Origin of the sequence: Microtetraspora sp. NBRC 16547, assembly GCF_030268965.1 — a bacterium.
Taxonomy (GTDB): domain Bacteria; phylum Actinomycetota; class Actinomycetes; order Streptosporangiales; family Streptosporangiaceae; genus Microtetraspora.
This window is the reverse complement of the sequence record NZ_BSSE01000010.1, coordinates 25,923-51,037: the sequence shown is the minus strand read 5'-3', so window position 1 is coordinate 51,037 and position 25,115 is coordinate 25,923. Positions and strand designations below refer to the sequence as shown.

The 25,115-nt window shown below is 72.9% G+C and carries 17 protein-coding genes and 3 riboswitches; of the genes, 9 read left to right on the top strand and 8 right to left on the bottom strand.

Annotation, left to right across the window (positions count from 1 at the left end):
* Positions 1-12 precede the first annotated feature (12 nt).
* Positions 13-213: riboswitch (cobalamin riboswitch) on the top strand.
* A 111-nt stretch (positions 214-324) separates the two neighbouring features.
* The gene (cobN, locus tag QSK17_RS15940; protein ID WP_285705694.1) at positions 325-4,026 is read left to right on the top strand and encodes a cobaltochelatase subunit CobN; all 3,702 of its coding nucleotides are present in this window, start codon (positions 325-327) and stop codon (positions 4,024-4,026) included.
* A gap of 69 nt (positions 4,027-4,095) precedes the next feature.
* A complete protein-coding gene (locus QSK17_RS15935) occupies positions 4,096-5,322 on the top strand; it encodes an alpha/beta hydrolase (protein ID WP_285705537.1) in 1,227 nt (408 codons plus the stop codon).
* Positions 5,323-5,723: 401 nt separating this feature from the next.
* On the opposite strand, the gene QSK17_RS15930 is transcribed toward QSK17_RS15935, so the two are convergent.
* From QSK17_RS15930 to QSK17_RS15915, 4 genes are all read right to left on the bottom strand, one after another.
* The gene (locus QSK17_RS15930) at positions 5,724-7,304 is read right to left on the bottom strand and encodes a phosphodiester glycosidase family protein (protein WP_285705536.1); all 1,581 of its coding nucleotides are present in this window, start codon (positions 7,302-7,304) and stop codon (positions 5,724-5,726) included.
* A 347-nt stretch (positions 7,305-7,651) separates the two neighbouring features.
* Complete coding sequence (locus QSK17_RS15925; RefSeq protein WP_285705535.1) at positions 7,652-9,058, bottom strand: cobyrinic acid a,c-diamide synthase CobB; 1,407 nt, start codon at positions 9,056-9,058, stop codon at positions 7,652-7,654.
* Positions 9,052-9,654 carry a cob(I)yrinic acid a,c-diamide adenosyltransferase gene (cobO, locus tag QSK17_RS15920; protein ID WP_285705534.1) on the bottom strand — a complete coding sequence of 201 codons (603 nt, stop codon included), beginning with the start codon at positions 9,652-9,654 and terminating at the stop codon, positions 9,052-9,054. Before cobO ends, QSK17_RS15925 begins: the two co-directional genes overlap by 7 nt.
* A 1-nt stretch (position 9,655) precedes the next feature.
* Entirely contained in the window at positions 9,656-11,749 is a 2,094-nt protein-coding gene (locus tag QSK17_RS15915) for a putative cobaltochelatase (RefSeq protein WP_502889227.1), read from the bottom strand.
* 289 nt (positions 11,750-12,038) lie between these two features.
* A riboswitch (adenosylcobalamin (AdoCbl) riboswitch) is annotated at positions 12,039-12,184 on the bottom strand.
* A 185-nt stretch (positions 12,185-12,369) separates the two neighbouring features.
* Between QSK17_RS15915 and QSK17_RS15910 the strand changes: the two genes are divergently transcribed.
* The 6 genes from QSK17_RS15910 (at position 12,370) to QSK17_RS15885 (ending at position 16,978) form a co-directional block, all read left to right on the top strand.
* Positions 12,370-13,263, top strand: coding sequence for a (2Fe-2S)-binding protein (locus QSK17_RS15910; RefSeq protein WP_285705532.1), 894 nt, complete (start codon positions 12,370-12,372; stop codon positions 13,261-13,263).
* Between the two features lie 36 nt (positions 13,264-13,299).
* Positions 13,300-13,848 carry a DUF7676 family protein gene (locus QSK17_RS15905; protein ID WP_285705530.1) on the top strand — a complete coding sequence of 183 codons (549 nt, stop codon included), beginning with the start codon at positions 13,300-13,302 and terminating at the stop codon, positions 13,846-13,848.
* Positions 13,849-13,971: 123 nt separating this feature from the next.
* Positions 13,972-14,189: riboswitch (cobalamin riboswitch) on the top strand.
* An 8-nt stretch (positions 14,190-14,197) separates the two neighbouring features.
* The gene (locus QSK17_RS15900) at positions 14,198-14,899 is read left to right on the top strand and encodes an energy-coupling factor ABC transporter permease (protein ID WP_285705529.1); all 702 of its coding nucleotides are present in this window, start codon (positions 14,198-14,200) and stop codon (positions 14,897-14,899) included.
* A gap of 20 nt (positions 14,900-14,919) precedes the next feature.
* The gene (locus QSK17_RS15895) at positions 14,920-15,345 is read left to right on the top strand and encodes an energy-coupling factor ABC transporter substrate-binding protein (protein ID WP_285705528.1); all 426 of its coding nucleotides are present in this window, start codon (positions 14,920-14,922) and stop codon (positions 15,343-15,345) included.
* A 7-nt stretch (positions 15,346-15,352) separates the two neighbouring features.
* Positions 15,353-16,102, top strand: a complete 750-nt coding sequence (gene cbiQ, locus QSK17_RS15890) for a cobalt ECF transporter T component CbiQ (protein WP_285705527.1) — start codon at positions 15,353-15,355, stop codon at positions 16,100-16,102.
* A 39-nt stretch (positions 16,103-16,141) separates the two neighbouring features.
* On the top strand, positions 16,142-16,978 hold the full coding sequence (locus tag QSK17_RS15885) for an energy-coupling factor ABC transporter ATP-binding protein (protein WP_285705526.1): 837 nt from the start codon (positions 16,142-16,144) through the stop codon (positions 16,976-16,978).
* Between the two features lie 110 nt (positions 16,979-17,088).
* Here QSK17_RS15885 and QSK17_RS15880 read toward each other — a convergent pair whose 3' ends face one another.
* The 3 genes from QSK17_RS15880 to QSK17_RS15870 all read right to left on the bottom strand — a co-directional run bounded on the left by QSK17_RS15880 (position 17,089) and on the right by QSK17_RS15870 (position 21,082).
* On the bottom strand, positions 17,089-17,760 hold the full coding sequence (locus tag QSK17_RS15880; protein ID WP_285705525.1) for a copper resistance CopC family protein: 672 nt from the start codon (positions 17,758-17,760) through the stop codon (positions 17,089-17,091).
* 104 nt (positions 17,761-17,864) lie between these two features.
* Positions 17,865-18,530 (bottom strand): hypothetical protein, encoded by a 666-nt coding sequence (locus QSK17_RS15875; RefSeq protein ID WP_285705524.1) that lies wholly within the window; start codon positions 18,528-18,530, stop codon positions 17,865-17,867.
* Between the two features lie 164 nt (positions 18,531-18,694).
* On the bottom strand, positions 18,695-21,082 hold the full coding sequence (locus tag QSK17_RS15870) for a glycoside hydrolase family 65 protein (RefSeq protein WP_285705693.1): 2,388 nt from the start codon (positions 21,080-21,082) through the stop codon (positions 18,695-18,697).
* A gap of 262 nt (positions 21,083-21,344) precedes the next feature.
* On the opposite strand from QSK17_RS15870, the gene QSK17_RS15865 reads away from it, so the two are divergent.
* The gene (locus QSK17_RS15865) at positions 21,345-24,014 is read left to right on the top strand and encodes a bifunctional acetate--CoA ligase family protein/GNAT family N-acetyltransferase (protein WP_285705523.1); all 2,670 of its coding nucleotides are present in this window, start codon (positions 21,345-21,347) and stop codon (positions 24,012-24,014) included.
* A gap of 205 nt (positions 24,015-24,219) precedes the next feature.
* Here the strand turns inward: QSK17_RS15865 and QSK17_RS15860 are convergent, their stop codons facing one another.
* Positions 24,220-25,110, bottom strand: coding sequence for a universal stress protein (locus QSK17_RS15860; RefSeq protein ID WP_285705522.1), 891 nt, complete (start codon positions 25,108-25,110; stop codon positions 24,220-24,222).
* Between the last annotated feature and the right edge of the window lie 5 nt (positions 25,111-25,115).

Here is a 25,115-nt window from a genome sequence, read left to right as displayed (position 1 = left end):
AGGATGGTAACGCCCTATTTCCCGGCGGATGTCCGCCTGGCATAGTGTGATCTCAGGCGATGGCGCAGGGAGGAAGCCGGTGTGAAACCGGCGCGGTCCCGCCACTGTAACCGGGGAGCGAACCCCACCGAAGGCCACGGTCCGGCGACGGACGGGAAGGCCGGGGTGAGCGTCGATCCGGGAGCCAGGAGACTCCTGCCGTCGTGACGACCACGACCTGGGGCGAGGACCCCAAGGGAGGATTTTTTCGTGCGCTCTGTGCCGCCGCCCTGCGGGCCGTCTGATGTGCCGCTCGTGTCGCCCGCGCCCACCGAGCCGGGACCTGTGCGGGACGCGTCCGCTGAGATCCTCCTGCTGTCGACGTCCGACACCGACCTGCTCAGCGCGCGGGCGAGCGGCGCGGGCTACCGGCTGGGCAACCCGGCCAGGCTGACCTTCGAAGACCTGCCCGCGCTGGTGGAGGGCGCCGGCCTCGTCGTCGTACGGCTGCTCGGTGGGCGGCGGGCCTGGGAAGAGGGGCTGGACGCGCTGCTCGCCGGCCCCCGGCCGGTCGTGGTGCTCGGCGGCGAGCAGGCGCCCGACGCCGAGCTGATGGAGCTGTCCACGGTGCCGGGCGGCGTCTGCGCCGAGGCGCACGCGTACCTCGCGCACGGCGGCCCGGCGAACCTGGCCCAGCTCCACGCCTTCCTCTCCGACACGGTGCTGCTCACCGGGCACGGGTTCGCCCCGCCCGAGCCGCTGCCGAGCTGGGGACCGCTGGAGCGCACCACCCGGCGTGCGGACGGCCCCGTGATCGGCGTGCTGTACTACCGCGCCCACCACGTGGCCGGGAACACCGCGTTCGTCGAGACGCTCTGCCGGGCGGTCGAGGACGCGGGCGGGCAGGCGCTGCCCCTCTACTGCGGCTCGCTGCGGACCGCCGAGCCCGAGCTGCTGGACACCCTCCGGCGCGTGGACGCCCTGGTCGTCACCGTGCTCGCGGCGGGCGGCACCCGTCCGGCGACCGCGTCGGCCGGAGGCGACGACGCCGCGTGGGACGTCGGCGCGCTCGCGGAGCTGGACGTGCCGATCCTGCAGGGCCTGTGCCTGACCACGGGACGGGACGCGTGGCGGGAGGACGACGACGGCCTGTCCCCGCTCGACGCCGCGTCCCAGGTGGCGATCCCGGAGTTCGACGGGCGGATCATCACCGTGCCGTTCTCGTTCAAGGAGATCGACGCCGAGGGCCTGACCGTGTACGCGGCCGACCCCGAGCGGGCGGCGCGGGTCGCCGGCATCGCCGTACGGCACGGCCTGCTGCGGCACGTCCCGGCGGCGGAGCGGCGGATCGCGGTGATGCTCTCCGCCTATCCGACGAAGCATTCGCGGATCGGCAACGCGGTCGGCCTGGACACCCCCGCCAGCGTGGTCCGGCTGCTCGCGGCCATGGAGAAGACCGGCTACGACCTCGGCGCGGGCTTCCCCGGGGTCGCGGACCAGAACGGCGACGCGCTGATTCACGCGCTCATCGCGGCGGGCGGCCAGGACCAGGACTGGCTCACCGAGGAGCAGCTCGCGGCGAACCCGGTGCGGATCCCGGCCGCGCGGTACCGCGCCTGGTTCGCGACGCTACCCGAAGACCTGCGCGCGGACGTCGAGGGCCACTGGGGGCCGCCGCCCGGCGAACTGTTCGTCGACCGGTCCCGCGACCCCGCCGGGGAGATCGTGCTGGCCGCCCTCCGCGCGGGGAACCTCGTCGTGATGGTCCAGCCGCCGCGCGGGTTCGGGGAGAACCCGATCGCGATCTATCACGATCCCGACATGCCGCCGAGCCATCACTACCTGGCCGCGTACCGGTGGCTGGCCGACGAGTTCGGCGCGCACGCGATCGTGCACGTCGGCAAGCACGGCAACCTGGAGTGGCTGCCCGGCAAGTCGGCGGGGATGTCGGCGTCCTGCGGGCCCGACGCCGCGCTCGGCGACCTCCCGCTGGTCTATCCGTTCCTGGTGAACGACCCCGGCGAGGGCACCCAGGCCAAGCGGCGGGCGCACGCCGTACTGGTCGATCACCTGGTGCCGCCGATGGCCCGCGCGGAGACGTACGGCGACATCGCCAGGCTGGAGCAGCTGCTGGACGAGCACGCCTCGATCGCGGCCATGGACCCGGCCAAGCTCCCCGCGATCCGCGCGCAGATCTGGACGCTGATCCAGGCCGCCCGCCTCGATCACGACCTGGGCATCGCCGACCGGCCGCACGACACTGAGTTCGACGACTTCCTGCTGCACGTGGACGGCTGGCTGTGCGAGGTCAAGGACGCCCAGATCCGGGACGGCCTGCACGTGCTCGGCGTCGCCCCCGAGGGGAAGGTCCGGGTGGACCTGGTGCTGGCCATGCTCCGCGCCCGCCAGATCTGGGCCGGCCAGGAGGCGCTGCCCGGCCTGCGCGAGGCTCTCGGCCTGGCGGAGGACGGCGCCGCCGCCCGCGTGACCGTGGACGAGGCCGAGTCCCTGGCCCGCGCGCTCGTCGAGGGCATGGAGGCGCGCGGCTGGGAGCCGTCCGCCGTGCCCGCCGTGACCGCCTCCGTACTCGGCACCACGAAGGCGACGGCGCAGGAGGGAGCGGCGGCGCAGGAGGGAGCGACGGCGGAGGACGCGGTGCGGGAGGGAGCGACGGCGGATGCCTCCGCTCCCGAGGTCGTGGCCGCGGTGGAGAAGGTCCTCGGGTTCGCGGCGGAGGAGATCGTGCCCCGGCTCGCCCGGACCACGGACGAGATCGACGCGCTGCTCCACGCGCTCGACGGCGGCTACGTCCCGGCGGGGCCGAGCGGTTCACCGCTGCGCGGGCTGGTCAACGTGCTCCCGACGGGGCGGAACTTCTACTCCGTCGATCCGAGGGCGGTGCCGAGCAGGCTGGCCTGGGAGACCGGGCAGGCGATGGCTGACTCGCTGCTCGACAGGTACCGGAGCGACACCGGCGAGTGGCCGCGCTCCGTCGGCCTGTCCGTCTGGGGTACCAGCGCCATGCGCACCTCGGGCGACGACGTGGCCGAGGTGCTCGCGCTGCTCGGCGTGCGGCCGGTCTGGGACGAGGCGTCCCGGCGGGTCGGCGGCCTCGAACCGATCCCGGCGGCGGAGCTGGGCCGTCCCCGCGTCGACGTGACTGTGCGCGTCAGCGGCTTCTTCCGGGACGCGTTCCCTCATGTCGTCACGATGCTGGACGACGCCGTACGGCTGGTCGCGAACCTGGACGAACCCGCCGAGGACAACTACGTGCGGGCGCACGCGGAGGCCGACCGCGCGGCCCACGGGGACGACCGGCGGGCCACGTTGCGGATCTTCGGGTCCCGCCCGGGCGCGTACGGCGCCGGCCTCCTCCCGCTCATCGACAGCCGGAACTGGCACGACGACGCCGACCTGGCCGAGGTGTACGCCGTGTGGGGCGGCTACGCCTACGGCCGCGACCTCGACGGGATACCCGCCCGTCAGGACATGGAGAACGCGTACCGGCGGATCGCGGTGGCCGCCAAGAACATCGACACGCGCGAGCACGACATCGCCGACTCCGACGACTACTTCCAGTACCACGGCGGGATGATCGCCACCGTGCGCGCCCTGACCGGCCGGGCACCCGCCGCGTACGTGGGCGACAGCACCCGCCCGGACGCGGTCCGCACCAGGAGCCTGCACGAGGAGACCGCGCGGATCTTCCGCGCGCGGGTGGTCAATCCCAACTGGCTGGCGGCGATGCGCCGCCACGGTTACAAGGGTGCGTTCGAGCTGGCCGCCACCGTGGACTACCTGTTCGGGTACGACGCCACGACCGGCGTGGTGGCCGACTGGATGTACGACCGGCTGGCCGCCGCCTACGTCCTCGACCCGGAGAACCGGGCGTTCATGACCGAGTCGAACCCGTGGGCCCTGCACGGCATCGCCGAGCGTCTGCTCGAAGCCGCCGACCGCCGGATGTGGGAGCACCCGGACCCGGAGGTCCTGAACGCGCTGCGCGAGGTCTACCTCGAAATCGAAGGCGACCTGGAGGACCGCTGAGGGTCAGCCGCCCGCCGTCGTTCGTCAACGGGTCTCCCGCCCGGGGAACAGCGGGGTTAGGGTCGGCAGATGCCCGTGAAAGCGCGGTTGTCCAAACGGCTCGCGCGACGCCTCGCGCTGGGCATGGCGATCGCGGCGGCGATCCCGGCCGTGCCGGTGGCGGCGCTGATCGTCCTGCCCTCCCCCACCCGGACCTTCTGGACCCTGGCGGTGTTCGCCCGCGAGTACAGCCTGCTCGGCGCGCTGGCCGCCCTGGCGGCGACGGCGGCGGCCGTCATCGCGCTGTGGCTCGGCGCGCGGCGGGCGGGCGCGGTGACCACCGCTGTGGCGGCACTGTGCCTGGTGGCCACGCTCGCCCCCGTGGTGACCGCCCATCGCGACGCCCGCCGGCTCGGCGTGCCCCTGTCCTACGCCGCCTACTTCCAGCGCCCCGCCACCGCGGCGGATCGCGGGCCGGACGCCACCGTGGCCTACGCCCGCATCGGCGGCACGGAGCTGCAGCTGGACGTGTGGCGCCCCCGCTCGCCGGCGGAGAAGCGCGGCCCGGCGGTGGTGCTCGTCCACGGCGGAGGCTGGACCAAGGGGCAGCGCGGCATGACGCCCCGCTGGAACGAATGGCTCACCGAGCACGGCGCCACGGTCTTCGACATCGACTACCGGCTGGCGCCGCCCGCCACCTGGACCCAGGCCCCGGGCGACGTGCGGTGCGCCGTCGGCTGGGTCCGGCGCAACGCCACCCGGTACGGCGTCGATCCCGGCCGCATCGCGTTGATGGGCATGTCGGCCGGCGGCCACCTGGCGCTGCTGGCCGCCTACGCCTCCGGCGACGCGGTCGGGGCGAACGCGTTCCCGCCGAGCTGCGAGACCGGCAGCACGTCGGTCAGCGCGGTCGTCTCGCTGTACGGCCCCTACGATCTGGCCTACTCGTACGGCCTGGCCGTCCCCTGGTGGGCCGAGAAGTGGCTCTCGGACGGCGAGGGGCGGGGGATGCTGTACGACTTCGTCGGCGGGTCGCCAGAGAGGGAGCGCGCGGCCTACCAGACCGCGTCGCCCATCACCTACCTGGGGGCGGACGTGCCGCCGACCCTGTCCATCCAGGGCGGGCACGACCAGATCCAGTACCCCGACGACGGCCGCCGCGCGGCGCGCCTGGCTCAGGAGGCGGGCGCGTCCCACCGGTACGTCGAGATCGAGTACGCCGGCCACGCCTTCGATCTCGCCTGGGGCGGCTTCGGCGCGCAGATGGCCCGAGCCGAGATCGGCGGCTTCCTCCAGAGCACCATCCGGACGGGGTGATTCAGCCGCCCGCGGGGGCACAGGCGGCGACGAGGCGTGCGCCTACGCCGCACAGGTGCTTCCTGAGCAGCCCAAGCCAACGGAGGCGATCGGGATCGATGAGATCCGCCGGGGCCGTCCCCGCTGGGAACTCGACCCGGTCACCGGGAAATATCGGCTTGTCGCGGACCGATGGTGGTTGCGGGCAGACGGGGTCACCGCAGGCGGTGTTCGGTTGTGCGGGGCCATGCCCGAGCATCGAGGCCGGGGCTCTGCCGGCGGGCTCCTGCATGTCGAGGACCTCACGGGCGCAGGTTTCCGGTCGCGGGACCCCGGCCGGTTCACCACGGCAACCTGCGCCCGCTCCTCTTTTCACCGCATCTCGGACGCGGCGACAGCCTTCATCGAGAGGCCGACTTCACTCAGGGACGGACGAGCAGCACGTTGCCGAGCGAACGCTCCCCGGTGGCATCGGACGGACGATTGACGATGCCGGCGCCCGAAGCGACCATGACGCTCGAACCGCCACCGTCGAGATTCATCGCCTCGCGCGCGCCGAGCAGCTTCATCAGTTCAGCGGTCTGCGCGATCCCCAGGCCCTCGCTGTATCCGGCCTGCCGACCGTCGACGACCACCAGCATCAGCCTGCCCTGGTCGTCCATGCCGATCATCGATCGCGGATTGCCGCGTACGGCCCAGTTGTAGGTGAACGTCTGGTCCTCGCCTTCGCGGATCAAACCATCCGCCGCGGCGTTGACCGACACCTTCCCGTCTCGGACAAGGGCGGGCCCGACCTGCAGGATCGTGGTGCCCGGGGTCAGTGCGACCTTGCGGCCCTTGCTGTCCTCGACCCGTTCGGTGAGAGTCAACTTCGTTCCCACCTTGGTGTGCTCCAGCAGCCAGTCGGCGCTGTCACCGATGGCCTGGATGGTCGATCCGCCGGCGGGCACGCCGGCACCGCGCGTGGCGTTCACCGCGATCACCTTGTCATGCGCGTCGAGCACGACCTCAGCACCGGCACCGGTCGGCGTCGCTCCCCATTCAGGGGTGAATTGCACCAACTCACTGCTGTCAGTGCATTTCAGGTCATGCTGCGGCTTCTCGGTCGGCAGGTCACCACCCACGCCACCGCAGTTCCAAATCTCACCGGGCACGCGGTTGACGCCGTCGATCTCGATGGTGTCCCGTCCGGCGCGGAGCGTCACATGGGCGGTGTAGGTGTCCACATCGACCGCACGGCCACCGTGGGTGATCTTCACCCCGGCCCGACCCTGGGTCGCCGCACCGAGCAGCTTGCCGTCCTTGACAAACAGACCGCCCGGAGCACTGTTGTAGAACCACTGGGCGTTGATGCCGGCCACGGCGCCCGCCGCGGCGGCCAGGTCGGTCAGCTTCTCGGTGCCGTTCAGGGTCGGTCCGAAGTCGGTGCCGACGGTTCCGCCGAACTCGCGGAAATCCACCCGGAGCACGTGGACCTTCTGCGGCGCGGTGGCGTCGGTGCCATCCTGCGCCGTGTAGCGCGTGCCGCCCGCGAAGCCGGCTGCTCTGAGCTTGGACAGCATCGCCGAGGCGTCACCGCTGGTCGCGTACTGCCCGATCCGTACGATCCATCCGAGGGTTCCCGCAGGGTGATCGGCATAGGCAGGCGAGTCGACCTGTTCGGTGCGCGGATCGAACCCCTTGCTCCGTAGTGCCTGGGCCACCTGATCGGCGATCTTCTTCGGCCCCAGCGCGGTGTCGGCCACGTTGAGCGGGCCGTCGATCGTGGCCGGCAGGTACACCTGGACGGTCCAGTAGTCGTCGGCGTCCTTCGCCCCAAGCGACATCGAGGTCAGGGTCACCCCTGGCGTCACGGTGGTCGTCACCGACGGCGCGCTGAGAGGCAACGATTGGCCGAAGAAGGGCGTGTCGGAAACGCCAGCAACGGTGTAAGACTGCGGCAGCGCAGCCCCCGCGGCCGGTGCGGCCACAGCCGCGGTCAGAACCGTCGCAACCGCGGCCATCATAGGAATGGTATTTCTGCGCATAAGCATCCTTTGTCCGTTGAACATCCGCACCAGGGAAGTCAACAACTCACGGATGTCCCGTAACGCAACGCCAGGCACTGCACAGGCGAAACTGATCACTCGCCCAGGTGAACGGCAGCGCCGCTGGGAGCGACCATCCGTGTGCGCGCCCGCCGCGGTGACGATTTTCGATCGGGCCATCATCCGGAGATCACGCCCGTCTTCACCTCCACGCGGGACGAGATCTCGCTCGGCCTGGCGATCCTCGGCAGGCGATCGTCGAGGTCGCACCGTTCAAGGCCATGCGGCAACGCCGGCGACACTCCTGATCGCCGCCGACGGTGCTAGCTGTGACGCCGGCCGCCGCTCTCCGCTGGCGGTCGGCGGCAGGCGGCGACCAGGCGTCCAGCCAGTTCGGGGCTGCCCGCCCAGTGCAGGTGGAGGTAGGACGCGGCGAGGAGAGGCTCGACGAAACCGTCGGCCGCGCCGCGCCAGCGGAACAGCGGCCGCTCCGCGTGCGCGGGGTCGGTGGCCGTGCGGTGGAACTCGTGCCCCCGGTAGCGCTCGCCCTCCCGGGTGAGCACGGAGTCGGCGGTCGCCACGGCGTCGCGGTAGCCGAGCGTGAGCCTGCCCGTCATCGTCGCGGTGACGTCGAGCCGCCCGCACATGGGGTGGCCGTCCAACTCGCGGGCCAGATAGAGCAGTCCCGCGCACTCGGCCACGATCGGTCCGGCGAAGGCCGCCACCTCACGCCGCAGCGGTTCGTTCGCGGACAGCTCCGCCGCGTACATCTCGGGGAAGCCGCCGCCGATGACGATCGCCCCCGCGCCCTCCGGCAGGCGTTCGTCCCTGAGCGGGTCGAACGTCACCACGTCGGCGCCGGCGGCGGCCAGCAGCTCGACCTGCTCGGCGTACCCGAAGGTGAACGCCGAACCGCCCGCCACCGCCACCACCGGCCGCCGCCCGGATGGCCGCGAACCGGTGTGCCACTCAGACGCCGAGGGACTCACGGCCATGCCCAGGAGCGGCACCGTGGGATTCCAGGGGGCCTGCGCGAGGGGCGGCGCGGAACGCGCCAGCGCCACGAGTTCGTCGAGGTCGCAGGAGGCGGCGATCAGCGCGCCCATCCGGTCCACCGCCGCCACCGCGTCCTCCCGGCGCTCGGCCGCCGGGATCAGCCCGAGATGGCGGGACGGGGTCGCCACGCCGTCCACCCGGGGGATCACGCCGAGCACCGGCACACCGCTCTCCGCCAGCGCGGACCGGCAGATCTCCTCGTGCCGCTCGGAGCCGACCCGGTTGAGGATCACCCCCGCCAGCCGTACCCGCGTGTCGAACGACGCGAAGCCCTGCACCAGCGCGGCGACCGAACGGCCCTGCCGGGCGGCGTCCACCACCAGGACCACGGGCGCGCCGATCAGCCGTGCGACGTGCGCGGTGGAGGCGAACTCCTCCAACCCGGCACCGTCGTACAACCCCATGACACCCTCGACCACGGCCAGGTCGGCGTCCCGCGCGCCGTGCAGGAACAGCGGGGCGACCAGTTCCTCACCGGTCAGCCAGGGATCGAGGTTGCGACCCGGCCGTCCGGTGGCGAGCGCGTGGTAGCCGGGGTCGATGTAGTCCGGCCCCACCTTGTGCGGCGAGACCCGCAGCCCCCGCGCGCGCAGCGCCGCCATCAGCCCGGTCGCGACCGTGGTCTTCCCGCTGCCCGAGGACGGGGCGGCGATCACCAGGCGCGGGATCACCATTCGATGCCCTTTTGACCTTTCTGCCCGGCGTCCATGGGGTGTCTGACCTTGCCCATCTCGGTCACCAGGTCGGCCGCCTCCACCAGCCTCGGGTCGGCGTCCCTGCCGGTGATCACGACGTGCTGGACGCCCGGCCGCGCCGTCAGCGTGTCGACCACCTCCGCGATGTCCAGCCAGCCCCATTTCAGCGGGTAGGTGAACTCGTCGAGCACGTAGAAGCGGTACGTCTCGGCGGCCAGGTCGCGTTTGATCTGCTCCCAGCCCTCGCGGGCGTCGGCGGCGTGGTCCTCCTCGCTGCCGGGCCGCTGGATCCACGACCAGCCCTCGCCCATCTTGTGCCAGGTCACGGGACCACCCTCGCCGGAATCGCCGAGCACCCGCAGAGCGCGCTCCTCGCCGATGCGCCACTTGGCCGACTTGACGAACTGGAACACCCCGATGGGCCACCCCTGGTTCCAGGCGCGCAGCGCCATCCCGAACGCGGCGGTGGACTTGCCCTTGCCAGAGCCCGTGTGCACGATCAGCAGCGGCCGGGTACGGCGCTGCCGCGTGGTGAGCCCGTCGTCGGGCACGATGGCCGGCTTGCCCTGCGGCATCTCAGACCGCCCTCCTGTAGTCGTTCCGGTATTCGCCGCGCTCGGCCCTGTGCTCGCGGACCAGGGCGCCGAGGCCACCCGCGGCCAGCGCGTCGAGCCGTACGGCGGGCGCGCCCAGGCGGGCCGCGAGGTCGAGCGCCAGGCCCAGCCGTACCGGGCCGCTCTCGCAGTCGACCACGACACCGGCCGTGCCGGCGAGCCGCGCGGCCGCTCCGGCCACGTCGGTCCCCGCTGTCGCGCGGCCGTCCGTGACGACCACCAGCAGCGGCCGCCGGGCGGGATCGCGCAGCCGCTCCACGCGGAGCACCTCGGCGGCCCGCCGCAGTCCGGCGGCCAGCGGGGTACGGCCGCCGGTCGGCAGCTCCCGCAACCGTGCGGCACCGGCCTCCACCGAAGAGGTCGGCGGCAGCACAAGTTCGGCACCGGAACCCCTGAAGGTGATCAGCCCGACCTTGTCCCGCCGCTGGTAGGCGTCCAGGAGCAGGCTCAGCACGGCGGTCTTGACCTCGCGCATGCGCCGGCGCGCCGCCATCGAGCCGCTCGCGTCCACCACGAAGAGCACGAGGTTGCCCTCCCTGCCCTCGCGGACCGCCTCGCGCAGGTCAGTGTCGCGGACCAGCAGGCCCGGCCCGGTACGGCCGCGTTCCCGCTGATACGGCGCGGCGGCACGCAGAGTCGCGGACAGATGCGGCCGCTGGAGCCGCCCGGAGGGGACGCGCGAGCCGGTGGTGCGGCCGTTCGGGGTGCGCCCCCGCGACCGCCGCCCCGAGGCGCCGTCTCCGAGCCCCGGAACCTGGAAGGCGCGTACCCGGTACGGATCCGCGGCGGCGATCACCCGCTCAGTGGAGGGACGATCCGCACGGCCGTTCTCCTCCGGCGCACCCGGATCGCAGACGCTTGCGACGCCGGAGCCGAGAGAGCCGCCGTCGGGACCGCCGCGCCCGCCGGCTGCACTGTCGCCGTCATCGTGGGCGGTTTCAGCGGTGACACTCTCGCCTCCGTCGTCCGAGCCGCCGGCATCCGGGCCGTGCTCCGGAGCGCCCCCAGGTCCACCGGGACCGTCAGGGTCGTCGTCGGGATCCTGGTCAGCGTGCTGGGACAGGAGGTCGTCGAGGTGGGCCTCGTCCAGGCCCGGCGCGTCGAACGGGTCACGCCTCCGGCGGTGCGGCAGGGACAGCCGGGCGGCCTCGCGCACGTCCTCGGTCGTCACCTTCGTACGGCCATGCCAGGCCGCGAGCGCGATGGCGGCGTTGGCGGTCACCAGGTCGGCCCGGAGCCCGTCCACCTCGAAGGCCGCACACACCGCGGCGATCTGACGCAGCCGGGCATCCGGCAGGACGACGTCCGCCACCCGCTCCCTGGCCTGGAGGATCCGCCCGGCCAGGGCCGACTCCTCGGCCTCCCAGCTCGCCGCGAAGCCCGCCGGGTCGGCGTCGAAGGCCAGGCGGCGCCGTACGACCTCGGCCCGCTCGGCCGGAGCGCGGGACGCCCGCACCTCGACGGTCAGCCCGAACCGGTCCAGGAGCTGGGGCCGCAGCTCGCCCTCCTCGGGGTTCATCGTGCCGACGAGCAGGAACCGCGCCGCGTGCCGCACCGACACCGACTCGCGCTCGACGAAGCAGGTGCCGAGCGCGGCGGCGTCCAGCAGCAGGTCCACGAGTTGGTCGTGCAGCAGGTTGACCTCGTCCACGTAGAGAACGCCCCGGTGGGCGGCGGCGAGGAGACCGGGTTCGAACGCCTTGACCCCCTCGGTGAGCGCCCGCTCGATGTCGAGCGCGCCCACCAGCCGGTCCTCCGAGGCCCCCACCGGCAGCTCCACGAGCGCGGCCGGGCGTGCCCGCCGGCCCTCGCCCGCGCCGTGCGGGCCGTCGGGGCAGGACGGATCTGGAGTGGAAGGATCGCAGGCGAAGCGGCACCCGGCGACCACCTCGACGGGAGGCAGCTGGGCGGCCAGCGCGCGGACGATGGTGGACTTGGCCGTGCCCTTCTCCCCGCGCACCAGCACGCCGCCCACCCGGGGGGAGACCGCGTTGAGAATCAACGCCAGTTTGAGATCGTCGAGCCCCACGACGGCGCTGAACGGATAAGCGATGATCACGAAGGTCCCTTCTGGATAGTCCTGTCAACGCGTCCTGCCGGCGCGTCCGTGTCCGCCCGTCCTGTCAGGGCGTGGGGCGCGGGGGCTCCTGCTCACCGGCACCAGACGTACGGCAGGCCACGCGCGGGCCCGGCACCGCCGGCAGGCCGGGCACGGCGGTCAGGTCAGGACCCGGCGCGGCGGCGGACGGCGCCGGGCGGGCAGATCGCCGCACGTGGGCGTACCGGGCCGGAGAAGCCGGAGAAAGGGTGGGAGTGCGAGATGGAGATGGTCGGCTCGCTCATCGATGCCTCCTTGGGATGACGCGTCCCGCCAGATGAGGACGCGGCGGCCAAGTGACCTGGCTCCCGGAGCTCACGCTCCGGATACAGTGGCGCGACCGCACCGGCATCTCACCGGATTTCCCTCGGACCACCGCGAATCCTCGGGAACGTATCCCGCGGGGACCGCGAACGTCAACTTTGCGCCGCTTCCCGCCATGACAGTTAACTTGTCAGGGACACCACCCGAGTCGCCCGCGGTGATCGCCGCCGTGCCACCGCACGACCGCACTCCCACACGACCGCACGGCGCACGGCCGCGCAGCCGCACGGCACAGACCGGACTGGCGATGCGACATGGACCACCTCTCCATACCTGAGACCGCGACCGGCGGCACCTCGGAGCCGACCGGCGAACGGACCGTCGGTGACCGCGTCACCGATCCGGGCACGGTCGCCGATCCGGGCACGCTCGCCGACGTCCTCGCCGACGTGGCCGGGTTCAGCGCGTACTTCGAGATCGAGACCGGTCCGGCAGGGCCTGACGCCCTGGACTGGCGGCCCCTCGCCGACCTGTGCACCGGCACGGACGCGCTCGCGGCGCTGATCGACGGCGTCGCCCGGCGCCTGGACACCGCCGAGACCAGGATCGCCGCCTCGATCCTGTACCAGGGCCTGGCCGCCCGGCTGTGGTCGCCCGCCGTCGCCGCAGCCATCGCCCACGGTCTGGTGCTCGACCTGGATCCCGTCCGGATCCTGTGTCGGCCGGTGCCCGCGGGGCCGCTGCCGCTGCGCGCCGTGCGACCGGCCGGATGGTGGGCGGACGATCGGGAGCGGCTGGCCGGCCCCCGCGCCCGGTCTCACTCCCCGTCTCCCGACCCGTCCCTCTCCCGGACTCTGCCCGTGTCCCTCTATCGCACCGTGATGACCGGGCTGCTGGAGCCGCTGGCCGGAACCGTGCGACGGATCACGAAGATCGCGCCGGGCCTGCTGTGGGGGAACGCCGCCTCCGCGCTGGCCGGAACCATTCGGGTGATCGCCCTCCAGCGTCCCCCACTCGCCGAGCGCGCGCTCGCGACCGGCCACGAACTGCTCTCCCTGGGCGTACTCCGGGGCAGCGGCGCACTGGCCGACGCCACGACCCGGCACCCCTTCTTCGTACGGCGCAGCTGCTGCCTCTACTACCGCCTGCCTGGTGGCGGCAAGTGCGGCGACTGCGCGCTGCTTCGGCCCTTGACCGAGCTCGACTGACGGCCGGGGCCCGTACCTACCGAGCGGAGGCGCACGATGAGTCACACCGTCGTGGAGGAACCCGGAACCGGCACGCTGCACGTCTGGCCGCTGCCCACCGATGAACAGACCCTCCTGTCCCTGGTCACCGACATCTTCCAGAAGCACTGGAAGCACATCTGGTTCGGCGTGATCATCCAGGGTGCGGCCTGGGAGGTCGCCGCGCCGAACGCGCCCGAGCGGATCAGCATGTTCGACGGCTACGTCACCGTCGACTTCGGCCGCTGGCACTTCCACCTGTGCATCGGCGAGCACACGGCCAGCGGTCCTGAACTGGGACGGATCCGTCGCTGCGCCCGCGCCGAGCTGTACCGCTCCATCGGCCCGGACGGCTGCCCGACCTCGTGGGGCGTGCGCATGTTCAACGGGCGGGACGAGCAGCTCATGACCGTGCTGCTGCCCAATCCCTTCCTCACCGACCGCCAGCAGATCCTCGACCCGCCGGACTACGATCGGCTGGCCGTCTGGGACGAGCTGCGCGCAACCTATCTCGGGCTGGAGCCGGACCCTCTCGACCGGACCGGCAAGGGTTTCCAGCACCCCTGACCGGCGCCCTGCCTGTACGGGGCGGGCCGCACGGGAACCCACGGAACCGCACCCGCCGCTCGCGCGGGCTCCTGCCTTGTAGATGCACGTGCGACCAGTTCGCAGTTACCCCGCCTTGTCCATGACAAGAGATCGGGCTTACGCTGAAGCCGCCTCGGCAAACGGGAAGTCCGGTGCGCGCCCCATTCGGGACGCCAATCCGGCGCGGCCCTCGCCACTGTGATCGGGAATCGTCTCGCTCATCCGCGTACGCGGAAGCCACTGGGCGACAGCCGCCTGGGAAGGCGAGCGAGATGTGCCAACCCGTCAGCCAGGAGACCGGCCAAGGCACGGAAACACCATCCACGAGGTGCTGGAAAGGTCGGGTTTCACCATGCACATCGCCGAGGGGTTCCTGCCCCCCTTGCATGCGGCGGGCTGGACCGTCGCCGCCGCTCCGTTCGTCGTCCACGGCGTCGTCCGCCTCAATCGTCAGATCCGGGAGAACCCCGAGGCGAAGCTGCTCGTCGGAGCGTCGGGCGCGTTCTGTTTCGTCCTGTCCGCGCTGAAGATCCCTTCGGTCACCGGCAGCTGCTCCCACCCCACGGGCACCGGGTTGGGCGCCATCCTGTTCCGGCCTCCGGTGATGACCGTGCTGGGCACGATCACGCTGCTGTTCCAGGCGCTGCTGCTCGCCCACGGCGGGCTCACCACGCTCGGGGCCAACGCGTTCTCGATGGCCGTCGTCGGCCCGTGGGCCGGATACGGGGCGTACGCGCTGGTCCGGCGCATGGGCGGAGGGCTGCTCGGCTCGGTCTTCGCCGGAGCCTTCGCCGCGGACCTGGTGACGTACTGCGTGACGTCGGCCCAGCTGGCACTCGCCTTCCCCGACCCGGCTGGCGGCTTCACCGGCGCCCTGAGCAAGTTCGGCGCGATCTTCGCGGTGACCCAGATCCCGCTGGCCGTCAGTGAAGGGCTGCTCACCGTGCTCATCGTGCGCCTGCTCCGCTCCACCAGCGCGGCCGAGCTGATCCGGCTCCGCGTCCTGAAGGAAGGCCAGGCGGCGTCGTGAAAGACCTCATGAATCGCCTTGTGCGGCGCCTTGTGAAGCGCGACACCCTCATCAACCTGCTCCTGCTGGCCGCCGTCGCCGCGCTCGCCGTACTTCCCCTGGCGATGGGAGCGGGCGAGGGGCGCGAGGAGCCCTTCGCGGGGGCGGACGCCCAGGCCGAGGCGGCGATCGGCGAGCTCGCGCCCCACTACAAGCCGTGGTTCGCCTCGCTGTACGAGCCTCCGTCGGGGGAGATCGAGTCCGCGCTGTTCGCCTTGCAGGCCGCGGTCGGCGCCGGGTTCCTCGGTTACTACTTCGGCGTCGCGCGCACCCGCAACAGGCTGCGGCACGCGTCGGCGGGGGCGGGAACCCCGTTGGCGGGGGCGGCGAACGCGCTGGCGGGGGCAGGGAACGCACCGTCGGGAGCGGGGCGCGACGCCGCCGAACCCGGCGCGCCCGCCTGCTGAGCGCGACGTGCTCGCCATCGACGCCGCCGCCTACCGGAGCCCGTGGCGGCGGCGCCATCCCGCGGCCAAGGCGGTCCTGGCGGGAGGACTGCTCTTGAGCGCCCTGCTGCTGCCGCCCTGGCCAGGCGCGCCCATCACGGCGGCGATCACTCTCCTGGTCGCGCTGGGCTGGGCCCGCGTGCCGCCGCGCGCGTTCCTGCGCTCGGCCCGCGCCCCGCTCGCGTTCATCGTCACCGGCTCGGTGACCTTCCTGGTCAGCGTGGACGCGTCCGGGCTCGCCTGGGCTCCAGGCGGCGCGGCACGGGCGGGCGAGGTGATCGGCCGCTGCGTGGCGGCCGTCTTCTGCCAGCTCCTGTTCGCCATGACGACCCCGCTCGCCGACGTGCTGCCCCGGATCGCGCGCCGGCCGGGTCTGTCCGGCGTCGCCGAGGTGGCCGGGCTCGTCTACCGCATGCTGTCCGTGGTCCTGGAGACGGTCGACGCCGTACGGCGTGCCCAGGTGGACCGGCTGGGCACCCTGTCGTGGCGGGCCCGGTGGAGATCCGTCACCGGGCTGGCGGCCCAGGTCTTCGTCCTGTCCTTCGACCGGGCCCGCCGCCTGGAGGACGGCCTGAGCGACCGCGGCTACACGGGAAGTCTCGCCGTCAGCGTCGAGAGCCTCCCCCTGACCGGCGGCTTTCTCGCGGTCGCCCCGCTGCCCGGGCTCGTGTCGGCCGGACTGACCCTCATGCTGACCTCCGCGTCGGCCTTCGTCTGATGCCTCCGTTTGACGCCTTCATCTGAAAGGGATGGCCGCATGACCGCGGTACTCGCCGCCGACCGGCTCTCGTACTCCTATCCCGGGTCTCCCCCGGTCTTCTCGGAGCTCAGCCTGGAGGTGTCCCAGGGGGCCGCCCTCGCCGTACTGGGACCCAACGGAGGAGGGAAGACCACGCTGCTGCGCCTCCTGTGCGGCGGCCTCCGGCCGACGGCGGGCCAGGTCATGCTGCACGGCCGTCCCCTCGGCTACGGGCGCGCGGCCCTGAGCGAGTTCCGCACGCAGGTCCAGTTCGTCCACCAGGACCCGGACGACCAGCTCTTCGCCGCCACCGTCGGTCAGGACGTCTCCTTCGGCCCGTTGAACCTCGGGCTGCGACCGGCCGCCGTGGCGGCGCGCGTGACCGCGGCGCTGGAGGACATGGAGATCGTCCCGCTGGTGGAACAGCCCACTCACCTGCTGTCCTTCGGCCAGCGCAAGCGGGTCGCCATCGCGGGAGCGCTCGCCCTGCGCCCGGTGGTGCTCATCCTGGACGAGCCCACCGCCGGGCTCGACCCGGCGGGCACCGAGGCGCTGCTTTCGACCTTACGGCGGCTGGGCGCGGGCGGGACGACGATCATCGCGTCCACGCACGACGTCGATTTCGCCCACCGATGGGCCGACGACGTCGCGATCATCGCGAGGGGAGCGCTCCACTCCGGACCGGCGGACCGCCTGCTCACCGACTCCGATCTGCTGCGCGACGCCTCGCTCCGCCCGGCCTGGGGGCCCGCGGTGGGGCGAGTCCTGCGTGCCGTCGGGGGCCTACCTCCCACCGCGCCCGACCCGCGCAGCCCCGAGGAGGTGCTCGGCGTCGAGCCGGAGACCCGCCCCTGACCGCCGGCCCCGGCTCTGTCCGTCCGGGAGCCGGCCGTCAGGTGGCGGCCGTCAGGTGGCGGCCGTCAGGGCCCGACCATCAGGGCCCGACCGCCGTTCTCATGAACGTGCTACCCCCGGCTCTGCTCCTGCTGAGCAGGGGGATTCCCACGGCTGTTGCGCAGCCAGATGACCGCCCCGACCACCGCCAGGGCGAGGAGCCCGCCCCAGATCCATCCACCGGCGCCGCGTGACGTCTCCGCGGGTTCGACCGCCGAAGCGGACACCTGCGCGGCGGGAGCGGCCGCGCCGGAAGGCGCCGCGGCCGACGCCGAGGCGGGCGAGGTCGAGGAGGGCGAGACCTCGGTCGAGGCGGCGACGCTCGAAGCCGAGATGGAGGCCGCCGGTGTGGCGGCCCCGGCGCTTCCCGATCCGCTCACGGTGAACGGGATCTCCCCCTCGATGGGGTGGCCGTCCGAGGAGACCACGCGCCAGGCGATCACGTAACCGCCAGGCGTCAGCGGCGCGGTGACGTCGGCGAGCACCTTGGACCCGTCGACGCGGGGCGTGCCGACCTGGACCGGCTTCCCGGCGCTGTCACGCATGATGACGACAGGGAACCGCACCTGGGAGCTGTAGTCGAGCTCGATCTTCTTGAGGTCGTCGACCTGGGCGTTCTGAGCGGGGGAACTGCTCTTCAGGCTGTCGTGGGCCTGGGCGGCGTTCGCCGTCAGGACGAGGAACATTCCGCAGCCGAGCGCCGCCACAAGGCCGTTGCGGATGAATCGTGGCAGGAATGCCATCACTGACTCCATGCAGAGAATCCCGGATCATGCCGGGAAAACCGAAAAACGCTCACGCCACATCGCGGAGCGTACGATCACCGGGCGCGCCGGGTTTCAGCCGTTCAGCGGCTCAGAGCCGGCGCTGGGCGCGGCGGCGGACCGCGCCGATGGATCGCCGCCGCGACCTCCCTGCCGACATACGGCCCGGGCTCGGACGGCGGTACGGCCCGGCCCGGCGGCGAGAACGTCCCGACCGAGACGGCGCGGATCCAGCGCAGTACGGCGAACGGGGCCGTGTTCCACAGGCGCAGCATGAGCCACACCGCTCTCTCACCGCGATACAGCCACCAGCCGGTCGACGCGGCGAGCACGAGGTGCGCCAGCGGCATTCCCACGCCGAGATGGCCGCCGTGCCCAGCGCCGGAGAGCACGACCGGCGCGGCCGGTATCGCGGCCATGCCCGGCACGATCCGCACGGCCGGCATGGGGGTGGAGGGCATGGGGATGGAGGGCACGGGGGTGGAGAGCATCGTCGTCGCGGACCAGGCGAACAGCTCGTGCAGCAGGATCTGCGCGCCGATCGTCGCCGTCAGCACCACCTCGGGGCCACGCTCGCGGCCGTTGAGCGCGTAGGCCAGCGCCAGGGTGCCCACGGCGCCGAGCGCCATCACGTCGGGCGGGACCGAGCCGCCGCCCGCGACGGCGTGTCCGGCCGCGGAGACGACGACGCACACCGCCGCGAAGACGATGGCTCGCGGCAGGCGCAGGGCCGGCACCTCGGGTGACACGCTCAGCATCCTTCCAGCAGGGTACGTCGGTGAGAAGCGCGGCCCGCCCGTCGACGACCCGGCCCGTCCGCTTCCCCGCCCGTCAACGGCCTGGCTCTGCCGGTGCCGGGCCGTGGCGTGAGAGCAGGGCCGGGACTCGTCACCGCCCGCCGCGTCTTCGCCGCCTAGACATATCCGGCGGCCGGAAGCGTCTCGTCCCGCAGGCGGAAAGTGCGGCTCTCCCGAGGCCCGAGCCGGGCGGCCCGGCCGCATACGGTCACCGCCACGGTGTCCGGGCCGTCGTCGGCGCGGCAGATCTCGATCCCTGCGGGGTCGGCCTGGATCGCCAACTCCGCGCCCCGGCACCGGATCCGCAGCGAGAGCATGGCCAACCGGTCGGGCAGGAGCGGATCCAGGTGCAGGCCGTCGTGGCGGATCTCCAGCCCGAGGTAACAGCGTTGGAGCAGGTCGAGGGTGCCCGCCATCGCGCCCAGGTGCACGCCCTCGGCCGTGGTGCCGCCCTGGACGTCGCCGAGGTCGGCGGTGAGCGTCTCCGTGAAGAACCGCCAGGACCCCGACCGGTCGCACCGGGCCAGCACCCAGCCGTGGACGACCGCGCTCAGCGTCGATCCGTGGCAGGTGCGGGCGAGGTAGTAGTGGATCGTACGCGGGATCATGCCGGGCTCCGTCCGGTAGCCGAGCCGGTCGAGGATCTCCCCCAGCTCCCGGGCGGTGAGCAGGTAGAACAGCATGAGCACGTCCGCCTGCTTGGACGCCTGGTAGCGGTTGGTGCTGTCCCCCTCGGCCTCCAGCTCGCGGTCCAGCCGCCGCACGCCCCGGTAACGCGCCCAGTCGAGTTCGAGCAGCCCGGCGTAGCCGGTGAACTGGCTGATCACTCCGTCGTCGTGGAAGTCCACCCGCATCCCGCGAGTGATGTCGTCCCAGCGTTCCGTCTCGGCGGCGTCGAGGCCGAGCCGCGTGACCAGCTCCTTGTACGCCCGCCGCGGCAGCAGGTCGAGCGTCTCCTGCGCCCGCAGGAGCAGCCACACCGTCATCACGTTCGTGTACGCGTTGTTGTCCAGCCCGGGGAGGGCGGCCCCGGGATAGGCGTCGTGATATTCGTCGGGTCCCATGACGCCGTGGATCTCGTACCGGCCGGAAGCGGGGTCGAACCGCGCCAGCGAGGCGAAGAACCGGGCGATCTCGATCAGCAGCTCCGCGCCGAAGTGGGCGAGGAACTCCAGGTCGCCGGTGACCAGGTAGTGCTGCCACACGTTGTAGGCGATGGCCAGGCCGACGTGGCGCTGCAGGCGCGAGTGATCCGGCAGCCACCGGCCGGACCGCGGGTTGACGTGGAGGGCCTGCGTCTCCTCCCGCCCGTCGCCGCCGCTCTGCCAGGGGAACATCGCCCCCGCCAGGCCCACGGCGGACGCGGCGGCCCGCGCCTCGGGCAACCGCCGCCAGCGATATCGCAGCAGGCCGCGCGCGATCTCGGGGAAGCGCAGGTTCAGCCAGGGCAGCACGAAGAGCTCGTCCCAGAACACGTGTCCCCGGTACGCCTCACCGTGGAGGCCGCGCGCCGGGACCCCCACGTCGAGGTCGGCAGTGTGCGGCGACAGCGTCTGCAGCACGTGGAAGATGTTCAACCGGACATTGCGCCGCGCCTTCCAATCGTCGACGTCCAGCCGGGCCCGCCCCCACAACGCGTCCCAGGCGATCTGGTGCCGTTCGAGCAACGGCTCGAACCCCGGTGCCAGCCGTACCCGCCGGACCGCCGTCTCGACGGGACCGGCGACGGCGTGGTCGCGGGACGTCACCAGCGCGACGGTCTTCACGACCACCGCCGGACGGCCGCGATCCAGCTCCAGGACGTGCTCCCGCGCGATCAGCTCCGGATCCCGCGCGACCTCGTGTCCCGGCGCGCGGGCCTCCACGCGCGCGGCGAGAGCGATCACGACCGCTGAGGTACGCGTATGGGCGCGCAGCCACAGGATGTCTCCGTCCGTCCCGGTGGCGTGGGCGGTCAGGTGGTCGCCGCGCAGTTCGTGGTAGCGCGGCACGCCCCGGTTGGTCACCCGGCCGTCGAGCGCGGCACGTACGCGCAGCGGGCCGGACCAGTTCTCGGCGGTGAAGGTCGTCTCCAGCGCGGCCAGCTGCGGATCGGCCATGGAGACCAGGCGGCGCTGCCGGACGGCGGTGATCCGGCCCTCCTCGTCCCGGAACCGAACAAAGCGGTGCAGAACGGCGTGGCGCAGGTCAAGGTCCTGCCGATATTCCAGCAGGTGGGCGGTGCGCGGCGAGAACCACTCCGAGCCGGTCGTCGCGAAGGTCAGGGGCAGCCAGTTCGGCGCGTTGACCATGTCCTCGTTCGTCACGTCGTACCCGGCGACGGTCGAAACCAGCCGGTCATAGCAGCCCGCGATGTACGTCCCGGGATAGTGCACCTCGTCGGCCAGGGCCTCCGGCGCCGCCCCGCGGGTGGCGAAACGGCCGTTGCCCAGCGTGCAGAGAGCCTCGCGCAACCCCTCGTCGTTGGGGTCGAAGCCCTCATAGGTCAGCGTCCAGGGTTCCATCACGCGCCCCTCCTGACGAGCAGCCCTTCCCCCAGTGCCCGACGGTATGCCGCGCCGCCGCCCGCGCCGCCGTCTGCGCGGCCGGAGGATCCGGCGGCGGGGATGCCCCGGTGGTGGCGGCGCGGTGGTGGCGGCGCGGTGGTGGCGGCGCGGTGGTGGCGGCGCGGTGGTGGCGGCGCCGAGGCGCCGGAGGGACGAGAGCCCGTTCCCTGTGGGCACAAAGACCCTGTTTCGTACCACCGCCCGAGCCGAGGCTGGAGGCATGAAACGAGCGGCCTCCGGTGAATGCGACGTCCTTCTACGCGACGGCGGGATCGCGCATCTGCGCCCGCTACGCCCGGCGGATCGGCCCGCGCTACGGGCGCTGGTCGACCGGACCAGCGAGCGCTCGGCGTACCTGCGGTTCTTCAGCGGCGGCAGGGCCTCCGCCCATGTCTACATCGATCGCCTGACCGAGCCCGGCTTCGACGGCCACGCGCTCGTGGCGCTGATGAACGGCCGGCTCGTGGCCGTCGCCGAGTACATGCCCGACGACACGGGCCAGGTCGCCGACCTCGGCATCCTCCTCGACGACGGCGTGCACGGCCAGGGGCTGGGCACCCTCCTGCTGGAGCACCTGGCCCTGGACGCCGCCGAGAGCGGAGTGCGCGAGGTGATCGCCGACGTCCTGGCCGAGAACCGGCCGATGCTCGAAGTGGTGCGGGACCTGGGCCTCGAAGTCGGACGGAGCCACCACGGCGAGCAGGTGGAGCTGCACATCACGCCGCGGCCCACCCACCGCCTGCTGATGAAGGTTGAGGAACGCGCGCACGAGGCGGAGCGTGCCTCGCTGGCCCGGCTGCTGTCGCCGGAGTCGGTCGCCGTCATCGGCGCCGGCCGCGACCCCTCCAACGTCGGTCACCGCGTACTGCGCAACCTGGTCGACGGCGGCTTCCCCGGCCCCGTCTATCCGATCAACCCGCGCGCCGACCTGCTCTGCGGCCTCCCCGCCTACCCCGATCTGGACAGCGTTCCCGGGCCGGTCGGCCTTGCCGTCGTGGCCGTGCCGGCGGAGGCCGTACTGGACGTGGCCCGCGACTGCGCGCGGATCGGCGTGGGGAACCTGATCGTGGTTAGCGCGGGCTTCGCCGAGGCCGGCGACGCGAAGCCGGAGGCGGAGCTGCTGGCGATCTGCCGCGAGGCGGGGATGCGCCTGGTCGGCCCCAACTGCCTGGGCGTGGTCGACACCGGGTCGCGGCTCAACGCGAGCTTCCTGCCCACGCCTCCCCCGCCCGGGCGGCTGGCCCTGATGTCGCAGTCGGGAGCCGTCGCGGTGGCGCTGATCGACCGCGCAGCCGAGGTCGGCCTCGGCCTGTCCGGCTTCGTGTCCGTCGGCAACAAGGCGGACGTGAGCGGCAACGACCTGCTGGAGTATTGGGAGGACGACGACCGCACCGACGTGATCGGCCTCTATCTGGAGTCCTTCGGCAACCCGCGCCGCTTCGGCCGGATCGCCCGCCGGGTCGGCCGTACCAAGCCGATCGTGGTGGTCAAGAGCGGGCGCAGCGCCTCCGGCGACCGCGCCGTCCGCTCGCACACGGCCGCGGCGGCCACCCCGGACATCGCCGTGGACGCGCTGCTGACCGGCTCCGGAGTGATCCGCGTGGACACCGTCCAGGACCTCCTCGACACGGCACGGCTCCTGGTCGGCCAGCCGCTTCCCGCCGGGCCGCGCGTGGCGATCGTCGGCAACTCCGGCGGTCCCGAGGCGTTGACGGCCGACGCCTGCGAGCGGCAGGGGCTGGAGGTGCCCGAGCTGTCGGAGGAGACCCGGCAGCGGCTGCGCGCCCGCCTGCGGCCCGGGGCCGCCGTGGGCAATCCTGTCGACCTCACCGCGGACGGCGACGCCGACGAGCTGGCCTTCGCGGTTGGAACCGTGCTGGCCGACCCCGGCGTGGACGCCGTCATCGTGGTCTACACGCCGCCGTTCGGCTCCGGACGCGTCCGCATGGAGGCGGCGATCGACGAGGCGACGCGGGACACGGGAAAGACGGTGCTCGCCTGCGTGGTGGGCCACGACGGGCTGATCGGCGGCCGGGTGCCCACCTACGCCTTCCCCGAGCAGGCGGTGCACGCCCTGGCCCGCGCGGAGTGCCACGCCCGCTGGCGCGCCCGGCCGGAGGAGCCGGAACCGGAGACGGACTCCGAGAAGGACCGGCGTGCCGTCGCGGCGGCGGAGGAGATCGTCGCCCGCGAGCTCGCCCGTACTCCGGAAGGCGGCTGGCTCGACCATCGCACCGCCGCGCGGCTGCTCGCCTGCTACGGCGTGGACGTGATCGAGTCGATCGGCGTGGACGACCCGGAGAGCGCGGCGGAGGCGGCGGCCCTGGTCGGACTGCCCGCGGTCCTGAAGGCCACCGGGCCCGGCATCGTCCACAAGAGCGACGTCGGAGGCGTACGGCTGGGCCTGCACACCCCTGAGGACGTCGCTGCGGCCTACCGGGAGATGGCGGAGCGGATCGGCCCCGCGATGACCGGCGGGCTCGTGCAGCGCATGGCGGCCGGCGGCATCGAGATGATCGTCGGCGGCGTCCGGCACGCGGCCTTCGGCCCGCTGGTCATGGTCGGCATGGGCGGCGTGACCGCCGAACTGCTGGCCGACCACGCGTTCCGGGTGCCGCCGCTCACGCACGGCGACGCCGCGGACATGATCAGGGAACTGCGTTGCGCTCCCCTGCTGTTCGGCTACCGGGGTCGCCCGGAGGCGGACGTACGCGCGCTGGAGGAGCGGATCGTCCGGATCGGGCGGCTGCTCGACGACCTGCCCGAGGTCGCCGAGCTCGACATCAACCCGCTGATCGTCACTCCGCGCGGGGCCGCGGCGGTCGACATCCGGGTACGGATCGCGCCCGCCGCTCCCCCGCCCTCGCCGTACCGCCGGCGGCTCCGATAAGGCGGCTCTGACGAGGCGGCGTCGGTGACGCGGCGCCGCCTCACGCCTCTCGGGCCAGCCGTACGGCGGTGACGCCGCTCAGGGGGCGCCGCTCAGGGGGCGCCGCTCAGGGGGCGCCGCTCAGGGGGCGCCGCTCAGGGGGCGCCGCTCAGGGGGCGCCGCTCAGGGGGCGCCGCTCAGGGGGGTGCCCCTCTGGAGATGCCGCTCAGGGGGTGGCCTGCGCGGACGTCCGGTCCGCGGGCCGGGAGCGCACCACCGCGACGGGGCATCGGGCGTGGTGCAGCACGCCGCGGCTGACCGAGCCGAGCACCATCGCGCCGACCCCGCCCCTGCCGTGGGAGCCCACGACGAGCACGGCCGCGTTCTTGGCCGCCTCGACCAGCGCGGCGACCGGGTGATCGCAGATCACCTCCACCTCGGCGGACACGTCGGTATATCTCGCCCGCCAGGCGGCGAGCCGTCCCGCGGTGAGGCTCTCGCGCAGTTGCTGCATCTCGGGCAGGTCGTAGACGAACCATCCGGTGTAGATCTCGGGCGGCAGCCGCCATCCGTGCACCGCGCGCAGCAGGCAGCCGCGCAGCCGCGCCTGCTCGAACGCGTAGGCCAACGCGGGCTCACACTCCTGCGACTCGTCGACGCCGACGACCACCTCGGGACGGGCCGCCTCCGTGTGGCCGGGCCGTACCACGACGACGGGGACGGCCGCGTGACCGGCGAGTTGCGTGCTCACCGAGCCCAGCAGCATCCCGGTGAACCCGCCGCGGCCACGGCTGCCGACCACCAGCTCGGACGCGCTTGCGGCCTCGCGGATCAGGACGCGGGCCGGGCCTCCTTCGAACAGCCGGGTGGACACGTCGAGATCGGGGTGCCGTCCCAGCGCGAGCCGCTCAGCCTCCAGGAGGAACTGGCCGCCCGCCCTCGTCAGGGCGTCGTCCAGGCCGGGAATCGGGTAGGGCGGGCTGGCGTACGGCAGGCGGTAGACGGCGTGGACCACCCGCAGGGGCGCTCCCTTCTTGGCCGCATCGTCGGCCGCCCACGCGACGGCGGCCGAGGCGGCCGGGGAACCGTCCGCGCCGACGACGATCGGTTCGGCCATCTCTT

Coding starts and splice junctions, on each gene's coding strand:
- QSK17_RS15870 (WP_285705693.1), bottom strand. CDS start 21,082: ATGGAACCCTGGACGCTGACCTATGAGGGCTTCGACCCCAACGACGAG.
- QSK17_RS15930 (WP_285705536.1), bottom strand. CDS start 7,304: ATGGCCGCGGTTGCGACGGTTCTGACCGCGGCTGTGGCCGCACCGGCC.
- QSK17_RS15865 (WP_285705523.1), top strand. CDS start 21,345: ATGAAACGAGCGGCCTCCGGTGAATGCGACGTCCTTCTACGCGACGGC.
- QSK17_RS15925 (WP_285705535.1), bottom strand. CDS start 9,058: ATGGTGATCCCGCGCCTGGTGATCGCCGCCCCGTCCTCGGGCAGCGGG.
- QSK17_RS15880 (WP_285705525.1), bottom strand. CDS start 17,760: ATGGCATTCCTGCCACGATTCATCCGCAACGGCCTTGTGGCGGCGCTC.
- QSK17_RS15910 (WP_285705532.1), top strand. CDS start 12,370: ATGGACCACCTCTCCATACCTGAGACCGCGACCGGCGGCACCTCGGAG.
- QSK17_RS15905 (WP_285705530.1), top strand. CDS start 13,300: ATGAGTCACACCGTCGTGGAGGAACCCGGAACCGGCACGCTGCACGTC.
- QSK17_RS15885 (WP_285705526.1), top strand. CDS start 16,142: ATGACCGCGGTACTCGCCGCCGACCGGCTCTCGTACTCCTATCCCGGG.
- cobO (WP_285705534.1), bottom strand. CDS start 9,654: ATGCCGCAGGGCAAGCCGGCCATCGTGCCCGACGACGGGCTCACCACG.
- QSK17_RS15860 (WP_285705522.1), bottom strand. CDS start 25,110: ATGGCCGAACCGATCGTCGTCGGCGCGGACGGTTCCCCGGCCGCCTCG.
- QSK17_RS15935 (WP_285705537.1), top strand. CDS start 4,096: ATGCCCGTGAAAGCGCGGTTGTCCAAACGGCTCGCGCGACGCCTCGCG.